The sequence below is a fragment of the Microvirga sp. BSC39 genome, from assembly GCF_000739015.1.
Lineage (GTDB): Bacteria > Pseudomonadota > Alphaproteobacteria > Rhizobiales > Beijerinckiaceae > Microvirga.
Window position 1 is genome coordinate 119,254 of the sequence record NZ_JPUG01000070.1, and the last position, 14,476, is coordinate 133,729.

General features: G+C 65.1%; 14 protein-coding genes. 4 read left to right on the forward strand and 10 right to left on the reverse strand.

Features of this window, described 5'->3' with window-relative positions:
- Positions 1–26 precede the first annotated feature (26 nt).
- Both MA07_RS18230 and MA07_RS18235 read right to left on the reverse strand, forming a co-directional pair.
- Positions 27–692 (reverse strand): HAD family hydrolase, encoded by a 666-nt coding sequence (locus MA07_RS18230; RefSeq protein ID WP_200879391.1) that lies wholly within the window; start codon positions 690–692, stop codon positions 27–29.
- A gap of 27 nt (positions 693–719) precedes the next feature.
- Positions 720–965, reverse strand: coding sequence for a SemiSWEET transporter (locus MA07_RS18235; protein WP_200879394.1), 246 nt, complete (start codon positions 963–965; stop codon positions 720–722).
- Positions 966–1,138: 173 nt separating this feature from the next.
- Here MA07_RS18235 and MA07_RS18240 point away from each other — a divergent pair, with 173 nt between their 5' ends.
- Positions 1,139–1,825, forward strand: coding sequence for a hypothetical protein (locus tag MA07_RS18240; RefSeq protein ID WP_036354609.1), 687 nt, complete (start codon positions 1,139–1,141; stop codon positions 1,823–1,825).
- A complete protein-coding gene (locus MA07_RS18245) occupies positions 1,818–2,657 on the forward strand; it encodes a Clp1/GlmU family protein (RefSeq protein WP_036354294.1) in 840 nt (279 codons plus the stop codon). Before MA07_RS18240 ends, MA07_RS18245 begins: the two co-directional genes overlap by 8 nt.
- Here the strand turns inward: MA07_RS18245 and MA07_RS29720 are convergent.
- The gene (locus tag MA07_RS29720; protein ID WP_152568915.1) at positions 2,639–2,845 is read right to left on the reverse strand and encodes a hypothetical protein; all 207 of its coding nucleotides are present in this window, start codon (positions 2,843–2,845) and stop codon (positions 2,639–2,641) included. The two genes, MA07_RS18245 and MA07_RS29720, sit on opposite strands and share 19 nt — an antisense overlap.
- 178 nt (positions 2,846–3,023) lie before the next feature.
- Between MA07_RS29720 and MA07_RS18250 the strand changes: the two genes are divergently transcribed.
- Positions 3,024–3,842, forward strand: coding sequence for a MipA/OmpV family protein (locus MA07_RS18250; protein WP_052003295.1), 819 nt, complete (start codon positions 3,024–3,026; stop codon positions 3,840–3,842).
- Positions 3,843–3,914: 72 nt separating this feature from the next.
- Here MA07_RS18250 and MA07_RS18255 read toward each other — a convergent pair whose 3' ends face one another.
- The 6 genes from MA07_RS18255 to MA07_RS18280 form a co-directional block, all read right to left on the reverse strand.
- Positions 3,915–4,304: a 6-carboxytetrahydropterin synthase gene (locus MA07_RS18255; RefSeq protein ID WP_036354301.1), complete on the reverse strand. Its 390-nt coding sequence runs from the start codon at positions 4,302–4,304 to the stop codon at positions 3,915–3,917.
- Positions 4,305–4,429: 125 nt separating this feature from the next.
- Complete coding sequence (locus MA07_RS18260; protein WP_052003296.1) at positions 4,430–6,364, reverse strand: EAL domain-containing protein; 1,935 nt, start codon at positions 6,362–6,364, stop codon at positions 4,430–4,432.
- 31 nt (positions 6,365–6,395) lie between these two features.
- Complete coding sequence (locus MA07_RS18265) at positions 6,396–6,869, reverse strand: molybdopterin-dependent oxidoreductase (protein WP_244445286.1); 474 nt, start codon at positions 6,867–6,869, stop codon at positions 6,396–6,398.
- Positions 6,870–7,318: 449 nt separating this feature from the next.
- Positions 7,319–8,257 carry a ring-cleaving dioxygenase gene (locus MA07_RS18270; RefSeq protein WP_036354307.1) on the reverse strand — a complete coding sequence of 313 codons (939 nt, stop codon included), beginning with the start codon at positions 8,255–8,257 and terminating at the stop codon, positions 7,319–7,321.
- A 139-nt stretch (positions 8,258–8,396) separates the two neighbouring features.
- Positions 8,397–9,833 carry a M20 family metallopeptidase gene (locus MA07_RS18275; RefSeq protein WP_036354310.1) on the reverse strand — a complete coding sequence of 479 codons (1,437 nt, stop codon included), beginning with the start codon at positions 9,831–9,833 and terminating at the stop codon, positions 8,397–8,399.
- Between the two features lie 242 nt (positions 9,834–10,075).
- The gene (locus MA07_RS18280; RefSeq protein ID WP_036354313.1) at positions 10,076–11,929 is read right to left on the reverse strand and encodes an ABC transporter ATP-binding protein; all 1,854 of its coding nucleotides are present in this window, start codon (positions 11,927–11,929) and stop codon (positions 10,076–10,078) included.
- Positions 11,930–12,151: 222 nt separating this feature from the next.
- Between MA07_RS18280 and MA07_RS27955 the strand changes: the two genes are divergently transcribed.
- Positions 12,152–12,916, forward strand: coding sequence for a class I SAM-dependent methyltransferase (locus MA07_RS27955; protein ID WP_052003297.1), 765 nt, complete (start codon positions 12,152–12,154; stop codon positions 12,914–12,916).
- Between the two features lie 6 nt (positions 12,917–12,922).
- Here MA07_RS27955 and MA07_RS18290 read toward each other — a convergent pair whose 3' ends face one another.
- Entirely contained in the window at positions 12,923–14,467 is a 1,545-nt protein-coding gene (locus MA07_RS18290) for an ATP-binding protein (RefSeq protein ID WP_036354316.1), read from the reverse strand.
- Between the last annotated feature and the right edge of the window lie 9 nt (positions 14,468–14,476).

A 14,476-nucleotide genomic window follows, 5' to 3' on the forward strand; every position in this document is an offset into this window, starting at 1 on the left:
TTTCGAACAGGGCTGCCTTTCGTGTGTCAAGACGCAAGAGGCGAGCTGTCGTAGTGGTGCAGCAGATCCTCGACGTCGCGATAGACCGCGATGCAGCCGGCATCCTTCAGGGCCTGCTCGGTGAAGCCGCCGGACAGGACCCCGATGGATTTCATCTGCGCCTTGCGGGCTGCTTCCGCATCATAGGGCGTATCGCCGATCACCACCGCCTCGTCCGGCGTCAGCGGCGCAAGCTTCGCGAGGGCGGCCTCGAAGATATCGGGGAAGGGCTTCGAGCGCTCCGCGTCGTCCGACGACGTGGCCGAGTCGATGAGGTCCGCGATGCCTGCGATCTCCTTGTACTGCTCGACCTCGTCCGCGTTGCCGGAGGACGCCAGCACCGCCTTCTGTCCTGCCGCGCGAATGCGCTCGAAGAGATCGCGCACAGCGGGAAAGGCGCGCGCCCGGTGCAGGTACTCGCGCTTGAAGAGATCGGAGCGGAAGTCCTTGATCGCGTCGCCCTGCTTCTCGATCACCTCGGGCGGCAAAAGCCCGTGCAGGATCTGGTCGCCGCCCTTGCCGATCTGCGAGCGCATGTCCCGGAAGGCGATCTCGAATCCGAAATGCTGGAGGGCCTTCACCCAGGCGTCGGCATGGAGATCCACGGTATCGATGAGGGTGCCATCGACATCGAATACAACTGCTTTGATCATGTGCTGAGGATCTCCGTACCTCGGGCGCTATCCGTGCCTGAGCTTGAAAAAGAGGATTATGCCCGCGAGCAGGAGCGTGACGCCGTTCGCCGCGATGATGGGAATTTCACCTTTCAGGAATCCATAGGTCAACCACAGGGCAAGACCGGTGACCAGCACCAGGAACATCTTGAGCGAAATGTCTTTCGTCGAGCGCGTGCGCCAGACCCTGACCACCTGCGGGATATAGGCCGAGGTGGTGCAGATCGCGGCCGCGTAGCCGGTGTAGTCCATGAGGGACATCGAGAGGCACCCTTGCGTTGAGAGGCCTCTAACGTCATGCCTCCCGCGATGTTCCTGCGCCATTCCGTCCTGGCTCGCGTGGTGGAGGAACAGCCGGGCCCGTTCCGGCGTTGGCGCGCAACCTGAAGCGAGGTGCGATCTTCCTAAAGCGAGGTGCGATCTTCATGGCCGGCAGCGCAGATCACGGATCGGGACAACTCGGGTCGCGCCCTGAGCAGATTGCAGCGCCTCCCTCCGTAGCGCCCGGTCGCCATCCCCTGGGCCTGAGCGGCCAGCGCGATGGCGCCTTCCTGGTGCCAGGCGGACTCGATCCGGCAAAGCCAGCCCCGCTGATCGTGGCGCTTCATGGCGCCGGCGGCATCGCCACGCATATCCTCGACCTCGTGGCCACGCAGGCGGAGCGGCATGGCATCATCGTGCTCGCGCCGGAGTCGCGCGGCCCCACCTGGGACGTGCTCAGGGGCGGCTACGGCCCCGACGTTGCTTTCATCGATCAAGCGTTGACGAAGGTGTTCGGGCTCCATCCCGTCGACCCTGCGCGCATCGCGGTGTCCGGGTTCTCGGATGGCGCCTCCTATGCCCTGTCGCTCGGCGTCATCAACGGCGATCTGTTCGATCATATCCTCGCCTTCTCGCCGGGCTTCTTGGTGCCGACAACGACGGCCGATACGCCGCGGATCTTCATCTCTCACGGCGTCCACGACGAGGTGCTGCCCATCGACCCCTGCAGCCGCAGGATCGTCCCAGCACTTCGCCGGGCCGGCTACGACGTGGACTACCACGAGTTCGACGGCGGCCATGTGGTTCCGCCCGATATGGTCGAGCGTGGGGTGGCGCGCTTTCTTGGCTGACACTCACCTGCACATTCCGCTCGAATGGTCTGCTGCGGCAGAGCATGTGCGCCGCCACGAGATCCACCGGATCGTCGTGCTCGGCGCCCGGGACACGGGCAAGAGCACGCTCTGCCGCTTCCTCAGGATGATCTCGGTGCAGTCCGGCCGAAGCACGGCGTTGCTCGATACGGATGTCGGCCAGAAAGCCATCGGCCCGCCAGCCTGCGTCACCATGCGGGACGCACAGGGCCTGTCCCTGGCCTTCGTCGGCACGACCAATCCCGTTCTCGGCTGGCAGAACCTCATCCGGGGCACGCGCCGCCTGATGGAACGGACCGATGCGGATCTCCTGGTCGTCAACACCAGCGGGTTGCTGGCGGGACCGGGTCTGCGCCTCAAGGCGGCGAAGATCGATGAAGTGCAGCCCGACGTGCTGATTGCCCTCGGGGAGGATCCGGCTCTCGCGGCCATCGCCGACGGGAGGGCGCCCCTGCCGGTGCTCCGCCTGCCGGCCTCACCCATGGCCCGGCGCAAGACCGATGGGGAGCGCCGCGCCGTGCGGCGGGAGGCATTCCGAAATCATTTTGCGGGGGCCGCCATCCATCGTCTTACACCCGGATTGGTCGAGGGGATGGGCGCGAATGCGCCCCTTCCGGTCGATCTCCTGGTGGGATTGGCCGACCCGGACGGCAACGACATCGGCATGGGCCTGATGAAAGATGCCCCGGACCATATGATCGCGGTGCTGTCGCCGGTTGCCGCAGGAAGCATTGCCCGGATCGTTCCGGGCCTGCTGCGCCTGGACGACAATTTCACCGAGAGATCCGCTCCTCACGGCACCTCTGGCTGAGGCGTTGGATGAAGCACCGGCTTGTCCGGCTCCGGCGGCTGCTCCGGCAGGGACGACGGAACGCTGGGCGGCATGGATGGCGCCGGCGTGTCGGGCGGCATCGGTATGGCCGGAACGGGCTCCGTCGGAGGCGGCTTGGGATAGAACTCGTCCGGCTGCGGACGGCTGCTGGCGCGGTGCAGTGACAAGACACTCTCCCTGGATCTGCCCCTGACAACCGTTCGGCTCGGACAAAAGTTCTCCTGCAGCCCTGCTCCAGGCCTGCAGGGCCGGTCAGACTTGCGAAACCATAGGACGAGGCCTTGGCTTGACCTTACGTCCGTTTGGGGCCACGACGATAGGGTGGAACCACGAGCCGGAAGAATCATGCGCACAGCCCGATCCCTCGCCCTTGTCGCCTTCCTCGCCACCGGGTCGACCCTGGCTCAGGCAGCCGACCCGGTGTTCTCGCCTGAACCCATCCAGAGCTCCTCGGGCTGGATCGTCACCGTGAAGGGCAACCTGCGGGTGGGGCCGTCCTATCCCGGCTCGGACGATTTCAGCGTCGTCGGTTATCCGTCCCTCAGCTTCCGCCGCGCCGGAACGGTCGAGCGCTTCAGCGCTCCCGACGACGGCCTGAGCTTCTCGTTCCTGGACGAATCCGTGTTCCGCGTCGGCGTGGTCGGCCGCTTCGTCGGCGGACGCTATTACCAGGACAACCGGGAGCTCGTCGGCCTGGAGAAGATCGATTGGGCGGTGGAGCCCGGCGTGTTCGTGGAATACTGGCCCCTGGAGTTCCTGCGCGCCCGCGCCGAAATCCGGCGCGGCTTTGGCGGGCATGAGGGCTTCGTGGCCGATTTCGGTCTCGATGCGGTGCAGCGCTTCGGCGCCGTCACCTTGTCGCTGGGCCCGAGACTGTCCCTCGACGACGGCGAATTCACCCGCACCTATTTCGGCGTGACGCCCGAGGAGGCGGCGCTCAACGGGCAGGTGACCGCCTACCGCCCCTCCGGCGGCATCACCTCGGTGGGCGCGACCGGTGCCGTCAGCTACGACTGGTCGCAGCAATGGTCGACCACCGCTTTCGTCACCTACAAGCATCTCGTGAGCGACGCCGCCGACAGCCCCATCGTCGAGCGCTTCGGCTCCGAGCATCAGGTCGGCCTGGGGCTCACCGTATCCTATTCCTTCGGCTACACGCCGTAACAGCCGGGAATGACCCTGAAACGAAAAAGCCGCCCCATGGGGCGGCTTTTTTCTTGTTCTCGTTTTGCAGTCTCAGGCCGCGAGGCTTCCCTGAGCCGCGGCTGCCTCGCCACGATAGATGCAGCCTTCCGAGGAGCCGGCCATGCCGCGCTTGAGCTCCACTTCCTCAAGCCCCGGGAAACGCTCCTTCACCAGCCTCCAGATATACGTGGTGACGTTCTCGAGCGAAGCGATCCCGATCTCGGGGTTCAGATCCAGATTGCCGTGATCGAGACCGGATCCATGCTCGCCCTTGATCTCTTTGATGTAGTTCTCGACGTCATAGAGATTGACCGGCCAGCCATAGACGTCGTCGACGGGTCCGCCGAAGGTGAGCTTCACAATGAAGGTGTGGCCGTGCAGCCCTGAATAGGGAGCCACCGAATGAGCTGCCTCGAACGTGAACTCGCAATACGTCTTCATTCATCTTGCTCCAGCGATGGTGGATGAGGGCGCTCCCACGGAGCAGCGTCTGCATGCAGACCGTGATGAAATCTTACCTATCATGATTCACGAAGCCCACCAATATCACCCGGCGGCCTTCAGGTTCAGGCGACCTTCACGGCGTGTTTCAGGGCATCCAGGGTATGCACCAGCTCGTGCGCAGGCTTGGGACGCCCGAAGTAATAGCCCTGCGCGTCGGTGCACCCGGCAGCCTGGATCTGGCGCAGCTGATCTTCCGTCTCGACGCCCTCGGCCACGGTGGGCATGCCCAGGCTGCTGCCGAGATTGGCAACGGATTGCACGATCGCCAGGCAATCGGCCCGCTGCGACATTTCCCGGACGAAGGACTGGTCGATCTTGATCTTGTCGAACGGGAAGCTGCGCAGATAGCTCAGCGACGAATAGCCGGTTCCAAAATCGTCCATGGCGATGCGCACGCCGAGCCGGCGCAGCTGATGCAGGGTCGAGACAGTCATCTCGTTGTCCTGGAGCAGCACCGACTCGGTGATCTCCAGTTCCAGCCTGTTTGGATCCAGTCCGGACTCCGCCAGGGCGCGGCTCACGCTCTGCACCAGCCCGCGGCTGCGGAATTGCACGGGCGAGAGATTGACGGCCACGTGAATGTTCCGGGGCCAGCCCGCAGCCTCCCGGCACGCCTGCTCGATGACCCAATCGCCCAAGGGCACGATGAGGCCCGTATTCTCGATGACGGGAATGAACTCTCCAGGCGGAACGAGCCCACGCTCCGGATGGTGCCAGCGCAGCAGCGCCTCGAAGCCCCCGATCTCGTTGGCCTCGATGTTGATCTGAGGCTGGTAGAAAAGCTCGAACTCGCCGGCTCCCATCGCCTTGCGCAGATTGACCTCCAGCGCGCGGCGAGCCTGCAGCTGGGCATCCATGTCGGGCTCGAAGAAGCGAAACGTGCCTCGACCGTCGGCCTTGGCGTGATAGAGCGCCATGTCGGCATGCTTCAGGATCTGGCTCGAGGTGACAGGGCCTTGAGCCAAGGCGATGCCGATGCTCGTGCCGATGAAGATCTCCTGGCCGTTGACGCTGAACGGCGCGCGCAGGGCCTCCACGATCCGCGAGGCGAGAGCCGCGCTCTCCTCGGGTCTGCGGATACCCGTCTGCAGAATGGCGAACTCGTCACCGCCGAAGCGGGAGATCAGGTTCCGCACCTGACCTTCATGCGAGGGGATGCAGTCTCGAAGACGCTCAGCAACGGCCTTGAGCAATTCGTCGCCCGTTTCGTGGCCGAAGGAATCGTTCACGTCCTTGAAGTGGTCGAGATCCAGGTAGGACACGGCGATGGTGCGCCCGTTCGATCTCCTGCTCGACAGTGCTTGCTCCAGCTGGTTGCGAAGCACCACGCGGTTCGGCAGCCCCGTCAGCGCATCCTGATGGGCAAGGACATGCAACTCCTCATGGGCATGCCCGAGCAGGCGGTTGTGCCGGTTGAGGAGGATGATCAGGACGACTCCGATGAGGATCAAACTCACCGCGATGCCCGAGAAGGCCCAATGCAGCCGGATCAGCTCCTGCTGATCCTTCTGGACGAGCGCAGCGCCATGGTTGTGCGAAGCCGATGCGAGCTGCGCGAGGGGACCTTCCAGAGGGTTCAGGATTTCGAGGGCTTCCTGTGCCGCCTCCGGCCGCTGACCGATCTCCTCGATGAGCGGCTGCACCGCCGCAAGTCTTTTCTGAAACTCGACGAGGGTCTCACCGTGCTCCGGGCTGGTCTGCAGAAGGTCCTTGAAGCTGCCTTCATTCAGGATCTGCGCGCGCCCAAGCAGGATGTCGTAGCGCAGCCGGACTTCGTCCTGGTCGAGTTTGCTTTTGCCGCTGGCGAACTCCGCCAGCCGCTGTTCCAGCCTCATGAACTCGGATGTGGCCTGTCCCGCCTCCCAGGCTGGGTTGTAGACGGAGATCTGCCGCAGCGCGCCTTGGCGCTGAACAACCAGCACCGAAATGTAAACGGCGGCTATCAGGAAGCCACCGATTACGAGGGCAACTACCGTTTTGAAAGTGCGCAGCGACAATGGGCGGCCTCCGGACCCTGTCCGTCCCTTGCTATCTCACGTCGATCCGGGCGACCTGCCAAGCCGATCGGGCATAATACGTCTGGCTCTTCAGATCAGGATTGCTGTCGTAGGGATAGATGATGAACAGGGGACCCTTGTCCCGTATGGGCATGTACTCGCCGTTGCGCTTGAGGGCGAGGATCACGTTGAACTTCCGAAAATCCTCGATCGGGATGTCGGTGGTGTAGTCGTTCAGGGCGACCACGACGACGCGCTCGCCGGTCGCGCCGACGTGCTTCAGCAGCTTGTCGAGGGAGACGCCTTCGAACGTGTTCTTGCCCTCGTGCCAAGGGGTTGTGGTCTCTATGGTGACCATGCCGAGCGCCTCGAGCATGGCTCGGTCGAACAGCGCCGTATTGTCCCGATTGGTGACGCTGATCTTTCCGGAAACCGTCAGGATGGGTCTTTCGGCCGGTGCTGGCAGGGAAGCGGCATAGGCAACCCCCAGGGCCGCAATGAGCATAGCGAACGGCCCGAGCAAACTCGTCCTCACCTTGGCCTTCGACATGGAAGTCCCCTACGGAAAAGTAATGGATGCTACAGAACACAAAAAACTGAGCGAAGTCTTACATAACTCCGTACGGGAGGCAAAATAAAACGCAAAACAATGTTACACTTTATAAGATACTACTTCCCATCGGCATGACCTCTTTAGCAGATCGAGCGCAGAACGCTTGAGGCGCAATGCCGCAAAGGAAGCTTCGATCAAAGAGAAAACCGCCCCGCACGGCGGTGCAGGGCGGCTTGGGACAATGCGATAAGCGGAAGAGGCTGGCTTCAAGATCATCGTGCGAAAAGTGGACCCGGTTTTTCGCTGACGCGGCGCTCCGGGTCGCGCCAAACGATGCTCTCCCTTATGGAGGAAGCATCGGACGGACCCCAAAAGTGTAAATCCGCTTTCGGGCCGATGCTCTAGAGAGGCTTGAGACCCGCTTCGATCTCAGCCCGGCGCTGCTCAAGGAACGGCGGCAGGGCGAGGCGCTCGCCGAGCTTGTCCATGGGCTCGTCGGTGGCAAAGCCCGGACCGTCGGTGGCGATCTCGAACAGGATGCCGTTCGGCTCGCGGAAATAGAGGCTCTGGAAGTAGTAGCGGTCGACCGGGCCGCTCGACGGCGCGCGCAGGGATTGCAGGCGCTCCCAGCATTCCTGATAGGTCCGCTCGTCCGGCGTTCGGAAGGCCACGTGGTGGACGCCGCCTGCGCCCGGACGGGCCGGTGCAAGACCCGGCTCCACGGCCACATGCAGTTCCGCACCGGCGCCACCCTGGCCCATCTCGAACACGTGGACCGGCGTGTCGCCGACGCGATATTCCCGGACCGCCCGCATGTCCATGGCATCGGTCAGGACGCGGGCCGTGCGTTCCAGCTTCGGCACGCTGATCCGGATCGGACCCAGGCCCCGGATCTGGTGCTCGGCCGGCACGGGGCTGCGCTCCCACGGATGAGCCTCGCCCTGCCCGCCATCGTCGACGAGGCTCAGGCGCTGGCCTTCGAAATCCTCGAAATCGAGGGAGAGCCGGCCGTCGCGCTCGACGATCTCGTCGCTGCGCACATGGAGGCTGTCGAAGCGGTCCTTCCACCAGGCGAGAGCCTTCTCGCCGTTCACGCGCAGGGCCGTCTGCGCGATGCTGTGGGTGCCGCGCCGCTCGCGGTCCACCGGCCAGTCGAAGAAGGTGATGTCCGTGCCGGGAGAGGCCTTCGCATCCGCATAGAACAGGTGGTAGGCGCTCACGTCGTCCTGGTTGACCGTCTTCTTCACGAGGCGCAGGCCGAGCGTCTGGGTGTAGAAGGCGTGGTTGCCGCGCGCATCCGCCGTGACGGCGGTCAGATGGTGGATTCCGGTCAGCTTCATGTCGCTCTCCATTCCTGAGAGCGTAGATAAGCCGGCATCGCTGCCGGGACGAGTCCTCGATAGCCAAGGTAACTTTGCTGAAATGCAAAACGCCCCAGCTTGGGGCCGGAGCGCTTGCAGGGTCGAACGCTTCTGAGCCTCAGGCGGCCTTCGCGCGCAGATCGTCCGGCGTGACGTCGTCCGGGATCGGGCAGCGATAGGTCCGGCCGCCGGTGCGCTCGCGCAGTTCCGCCTTGGCGCGGGCGACGAGGTCCGGGTTGCGCAGGACATCGGCAGCGGTGGCCGCCATGGCTTTTGCCGCGAGCACCATGCCCTTGTGAGCGGCGGGCAGATTGCCCTGCGTGACGAGCTGCCAGGTGTGGAACGGCGTTCCGATGGCGAAGCATGCGGTGTGGCACTGCACCGTGGGCACGATCCAGCTCACGTCGCCCACGTCGGTGGTGCCCATCATCACCTCCTCGCGGGTCGGCATCGAGAGCACGCCGTCATGCAGCACCTTGGTCTTCAGCGAGAGATCGTACGGCTTCACGCTCGCGAGGATCTCCTCCTCGGTGAGTGCCGATTTCTGGAGCTTGCCCGCGAAGGCGAGATCGGACTCATCGAAGGCAGGCGGGCCGAGGCGGCGCATGTTCTCGTACATGGCCTCCTGCAGCGCCTTGTTGGGCACGACGTTCGAGGTCGCGTCCGTGATCTGCACCGACACCGAGGTCTCCGTCATCAGCGCGGCGCCTTCGGCGATCTTCTTCACGCGCTCGAACAGGCGCTCCGCGTCGGGCAGGTGCGGCGAGCGCACGAGATAGAGCGATTCGGCGTAGGCCTGCACCACGTTGGGCGCATCGCCGCCGGTGTTGGTGATGGCGTAATGCACGCGGGCATCGGAGGGCATGTGCTCGCGCATGTAGTTCACGCCCACGTTCATCAGCTCCACCGCATCGAGCGCCGAGCGGCCCACATGGGGCGAGGCCGCCGCGTGCGCCGCCCGGCCCCTGAAGCGGAAATAGGCCTGGATGCAGGCGAGCGACGAGGTGGTCGAGACCTCGTTGACCACGTTCGGATGCCAGCAGAAGGCGGCATCGAGATCGTCGAACAGGCCTGCACGGGCCATGAAGGTCTTGCCGGACCCGCTCTCCTCAGCCGGGCAGCCGTAATAGCGCACGGTGCCGGCGATGCCCTCGGCCTCCAGCGCATCCCTGAGGGCAACCGCCGCCAAGGCGGATCCTGCGCCGAGCAGGTTGTGGCCGCAGCCATGACCGGGCGCGCCTCTGACCGTCGGCTTGTGCTCGGCGACGCCGGAGACCTGCGCGAGATCCGGCAGGGCATCGAACTCGCCGAGGATCCCGACGACGGGACCGCCCGAGCCCCACTCGGCCACGAAGGCGGTGGCCATGCCGCCGACATTCGGCGTGATGCGGAAGCCCTCGCGCTCCAGCATGGCGATCTGCTCGGCGACCGACTGGTGCTCTTCGAATGCGAGTTCCGGCACGGCCCAGATGCGGTCGCTCAAGGCGCAGTAATCCTCGGCTTTGGCATCGACGTGACGGGCAATGACATCAAGGCTCAGGCGGTCGTTATGCATGGTGTGATGAAATCTCGGAATGGTGGGAATGACGCGACCTTACTCAGGATCCAGACAGGGTGAAAGGGAGACGTTTCTGGCCGTGTTTCCCTCCTTCGTCATCACCGGCCTTGTGCCGGTGATCCCGATCCGATGAGACGCGGCACTTTTCCTATCGGGATGGCCGGGACAAGCCCGGCCATGACGTGGTGGATGTCATCCCCTCGCTCCGCTCGCCGGGGATGACACGTGAGCCAGCCCCCTCACACCCTCTCATCCTTGCTCTCCCGGCGCGGCGTAAGGAAGCCGCCGGACTGGCGCGACCAGAGGCCGGCATAGAGGCCGCCGTTCCCGAGAAGCTCCTCGTGGGTGCCCTCCTCGACGATGCGGGCCTCGTCCATGACGATGAGGCGGTCCATGAGCTGCAGGGTCGAGAGACGATGCGCGATGGCGATCACCGTCTTGCCCTCCATCAGCGTGGCAAGCGACTCCTGGATCGCCGCCTCGACCTCGGAATCGAGCGCCGAGGTGGCCTCATCCAGGATCAGGATCGGCGCGTCCTTCAGGATCACGCGGGCGATGGCGATGCGCTGCCTCTGGCCGCCGGACAGCTTCACGCCGCGCTCGCCCACATGGGCATCGAAGCCGCGCCGGCCGCGCCCGTCGACGAGGCGCTCGATGAAGTCGGTGGCGTGAGCCTGGCGCGCGGCCTCGCGCATGGCCTCCTCGCTGGCATCGGGCCGCCCGTAGAGGATGTTCTCGCGGATCGAGCGGTGCAGCAGCGACGTGTCCTGCGTCACTACGGAGATTTTTCCGCGCAGGCTTTCCTCCTGCACGTCGGCGATGTCCTGCCCGTCGATGAGGATGCGGCCTTCCTGCGGCACGAAGAACCGCAGGAGCAGGTTGACCAGCGTGGTCTTGCCGACGCCGGAGCGGCCCACCAGCCCGATCTTCTCGCCGGGCCTCAAGGTGAGGTCGAGCCGCTCGATCACCGTATCGCCCTCGCCGTAGGAGAAGGTGACATCCTCGAAGCGGATTTCTCCGCGCGGCACGTTCAGAGGCTTGGCCGTCGGCTTGTCCTGCATGGTGAGCGGGCGCGAGATCGTCTTCATGCCCTCCTGCACCGTGCCCAGGTTCTCGAAGATGCCCATGACCTCGAAGGCCACCCAGCCCGACATGGAGACGATCTGCGTGGAAAGCAGCAGCGCCGTGGTCATGGTGCCGGCATCGACCCGGTTGGCGCTGAAGAGCCACACGGCCACAGCCCCGGTGGCGACCAGGAAGATCGCGTTCAGAATGGTCAGCCCCGCCACGTAGAGCGTGTTGATGCGCTGCTGGCTCATGAAGGCATCGTTGAGCCTATGATAGCCCTCGCTGATGTATTCGTCCTCGTCCTTGCGGCGACCGAACAGCTTCACCGTCATGATGTTGGTGAAGCTGTCCACCACCTTGCCGGTGACGGCGGAGCGCGCCTCGCTCGACACGCGCGAGCGGGTCTGGATACGCGGCACGGAAACGCCGAGCAGCGTGGCATAGAGCACGAACCATCCGGCCATGGGGACGGCGAGGCGCCAGTCCTGCGTGCCGAGAAGACCGATGGAGGCCGCGCCGAAAATCAGGATCTGCCAGACGGCGCGGGCGACGGAGAGAACCGTTTCGCGCAAGGGACGGCCCGTCTGCAGCACCCGGTTGGCGATGCGGCCGGCAAAATCCTCCTGGAAGAACCCCAGGGGCTGGCGCACCACGTGCCAGTAGTTCTGCCAATGCACCATCGTGGTGAAGGAAACGGCGAGCGAATGGTTGACCAGCAGCCGGAACAGGATCGTGCCCACGGGCCGCACCAGCAGGATGATCGCCGCCATGGCGATCAGCAGCGGCCCGGCCTCCCGAAAAATGCCTTCCGGCGAGGTGGTCGAGAGGGCGTTCACCAGACGACCGATGAGCCAGGGGACGAGCGCCTCGACGACGGCGAGCACGAAGCCCAGGGCGAAGAGCACGATGAACAGGCCCTTCGCCTGCCGGATGAAATGCCAGTAGAAGCCCCAGAGCGTATCCGGCGGCGATTCCTCCGGCGGCTTCTTCCTGAAATCGATGCGGGTCTCGAAAAAGCGGAACATCACGGCCTGCGTACGTTTGAGCCCGAATCAAACGGGCCAGCGGCCGGAATAATGCAACATTCTTTGGCTTGAGGGTGGCAATCGCGGCAAGTTGAAGATCCGTACCGACGGGTCAGGTTCCCCTGGCTGATGGTTGCCTCACTCGCCCCTGCTCCTATGAGGAAGGCTCCCACGGCAGGCGTTGCTCATCGGATCTGAGGCGCCTTGAAGGCCAGTAAACGAATGTCGCTGAACCACTCCTTCATCATTGATCTTGCAGGTCGCTACCTCCCGCCTCCGGGCAGGTTCCTCGACTTCGGCTGCGGGACTGCCGATTTGGCTGCTCTCGCGGTCGACCATGGGTATGATGCCTATGGGGTGGATACGTTCCTGGGGGTGGGCGACAGCTCGGAGAACCTGACAATCGCCACCGGAAGGATCGGCTCCCGCGCCATTGCCATCGATCCGAACAAGCCGATGCCCTTCGCGGATGGCTTCTTCGATATCGTGGCGTCCAACCAGGTCTTCGAGCATGTGTCCGAGTTGGATGGTATCTGCCGCGAGATTGCTCGTGTGACCCGGCCGGGAGGCTTCCTGCTGGCGCTGATGCCGACCTCGGAAGTCCTGTGGGAGGATCACCTGAAGATGCCGTGGGTGCATCGGCTCCCCGTCGGGTCGGAACGGCAGCGCATGCTCTTAAAGGCGTTTCGCCGGATGGGCTTCGGCACGGCCCGACAGGCATCCGACGATGAATGGCTCAACAGGGCAGACGCGATCCTGCGTGGGGAGGTATTCCATCGCCCGGTCAGCGAGTACGTCTCCGCTTTCAGCAAGCATTTCCGGCTGCTCGCCGAGGATGAACCTGCATGGGCGCGCTACCGAATCAAGCGTCATCCGCTCCTCAAGCGCGGCTTTGCCTTTGCGGAATTGCCCGGCACCGACAGCCTTATGCGGCAAGCCGTGCGCCGGGCGGCGGGAGCCGTTCTCGTGCTGCAACGCCTGCCCTAGCGAACCCTACCCCACCGCAAACAAATCCCGCGTCTCCGGCCCTTGCGGCTCCTCGAAGGCGTTCGGGTCGCCGGGGGCGGTTTCCCAGCCGAGATCCGGGAGCGCGATGATGCGCAGGCCGCGCGGGTCGTTGCGGGTCACGACGATGTTGCGGCTTTCCATATAGGCGATGAGGCGCCGCGCACGGCCGGGCGAGCGGCTGCCGCAGGCCCGCGCAATCTCGCCGTCCGGCGGGCAGGGCGAGGACTCCATGGCCGCGCGGGCGATGAGCAGGTAGATGCCCTGGATGTCCTCCGTGAGATCGGCCGCGAAGGCGACGGCGCGGTCCCACTCGGTTCCCTCGGCGGTGGCCATGTCGACGCCGGCACGGGCGACCGCGAGGCGACGGCGGAAGGCGTTGAGGTTCAGAGGCTCGCCCGCCACGCGGCGGATGCGGCAGCGGACGAGAAAGTCCTGATACAGCACGGCCACGGACCGGAAGGCAGCCTCCGGGTCGTCGAGGATCTCGCGCAGGATCGCGTCGAGGGTGGCGTCGCGCTCGGCCTTGGACTGCTCGGTCTCCTCCGCCTGCGGCTCGGGTGCTGCGGCAGGCCGCGTGCGGGCGAGCTGGGCGAGAAGATCGTTCGTGGAGGGAGCCGGCGGCGGCGGTGGCGCACGGCGCGGCATCACCGGGCGGGCCGCCACCTCGTCCTCGCCCGCCTTGAAGATGAGGTCGCGGGCGTCTTCCTTGGGCTGCTCGGGCAGCGGCATGAGCGTGAAGGTACCCGTGCGGGTGGAGGTTTCGACCGCGCCGATGCGGATCGGCAGCGGACGGCGCGAGAGGGCGGGACCGAGGGCCACGAAATGGCCGCGCTCGAGGTCGCGGAACATCTCGGCCTGGCGGCGCTCCATGCCGAGCAAATCGGCGGCGCGGGCCATGTCGATGTCGAGGAAGGTGCGGCCCATGAGGAAGTTGGAGGCTTCCGCCGCCACGTTCTTGGCGAGCTTGGCGAGGCGCTGGGTGGCGATGATGCCGGCGAGCCCACGTTTACGGCCACGGCACATGAGGTTGGTCATGGCGCCGAGCGAGACTTTTCTCGCCTCGTCCGACACCTCGCCGGCGGCGGCCGGCGCAAAGAGCTGCGCCTCGTCGACGACCACGAGCATCGGATACCAGTAGTCGCGCTCCGCATCGAAGAGGCCGCCCAGGAAGGTGGCCGCGCAGCGCATCTGCGCCTCGGTGTCGAGGCCCTCCAGGCTCAAGACCACCGAGACCCGGTGCTGGCGCACGCGGGCGGCGATGCGCTGCAGGTCGCCCTCGGACCGGGAGGCATCCACCACCACATGGCCGAACTTGTCGGCGAGCGTGACGAAATCGCCCTCGGGGTCGATGATGGCCTGCTGGACGAGGTTGGCGCTCTGCTCGAGAAGGCGGCGCAGGAGATGCGACTTGCCGGAGCCCGAATTGCCCTGGACGAGCAGACGCGTCGCCAGGAGCTCTTCGAGATCGAGCAAGGCCGATTGTCCTCCGGGAGCGGAGGATGCCTGTCCCATGTCGATGCCAGCCTTCATCAGCCTCCC

What these genes read in the sequence shown, in the direction of transcription:
- MA07_RS18275 (WP_036354310.1), bottom strand. Translation starts at nt 9,833, where the DNA reads ATGCATAACGACCGCCTGAGCCTTGATGTCATTGCCCGTCACGTCGAT.
- MA07_RS18280 (WP_036354313.1), bottom strand. Translation starts at nt 11,929, where the DNA reads ATGTTCCGCTTTTTCGAGACCCGCATCGATTTCAGGAAGAAGCCGCCG.
- MA07_RS18265 (WP_244445286.1), bottom strand. Translation starts at nt 6,869, where the DNA reads ATGCTCATTGCGGCCCTGGGGGTTGCCTATGCCGCTTCCCTGCCAGCA.
- MA07_RS18235 (WP_200879394.1), bottom strand. Translation starts at nt 965, where the DNA reads ATGGACTACACCGGCTACGCGGCCGCGATCTGCACCACCTCGGCCTAT.
- MA07_RS27955 (WP_052003297.1), top strand. Translation starts at nt 12,152, where the DNA reads ATGTCGCTGAACCACTCCTTCATCATTGATCTTGCAGGTCGCTACCTC.
- MA07_RS18240 (WP_036354609.1), top strand. Translation starts at nt 1,139, where the DNA reads ATGGCCGGCAGCGCAGATCACGGATCGGGACAACTCGGGTCGCGCCCT.
- MA07_RS18290 (WP_036354316.1), bottom strand. Translation starts at nt 14,467, where the DNA reads ATGAAGGCTGGCATCGACATGGGACAGGCATCCTCCGCTCCCGGAGGA.
- MA07_RS18230 (WP_200879391.1), bottom strand. Translation starts at nt 692, where the DNA reads ATGATCAAAGCAGTTGTATTCGATGTCGATGGCACCCTCATCGATACC.
- MA07_RS18270 (WP_036354307.1), bottom strand. Translation starts at nt 8,257, where the DNA reads ATGAAGCTGACCGGAATCCACCATCTGACCGCCGTCACGGCGGATGCG.
- MA07_RS18255 (WP_036354301.1), bottom strand. Translation starts at nt 4,304, where the DNA reads ATGAAGACGTATTGCGAGTTCACGTTCGAGGCAGCTCATTCGGTGGCT.
- MA07_RS18250 (WP_052003295.1), top strand. Translation starts at nt 3,024, where the DNA reads ATGCGCACAGCCCGATCCCTCGCCCTTGTCGCCTTCCTCGCCACCGGG.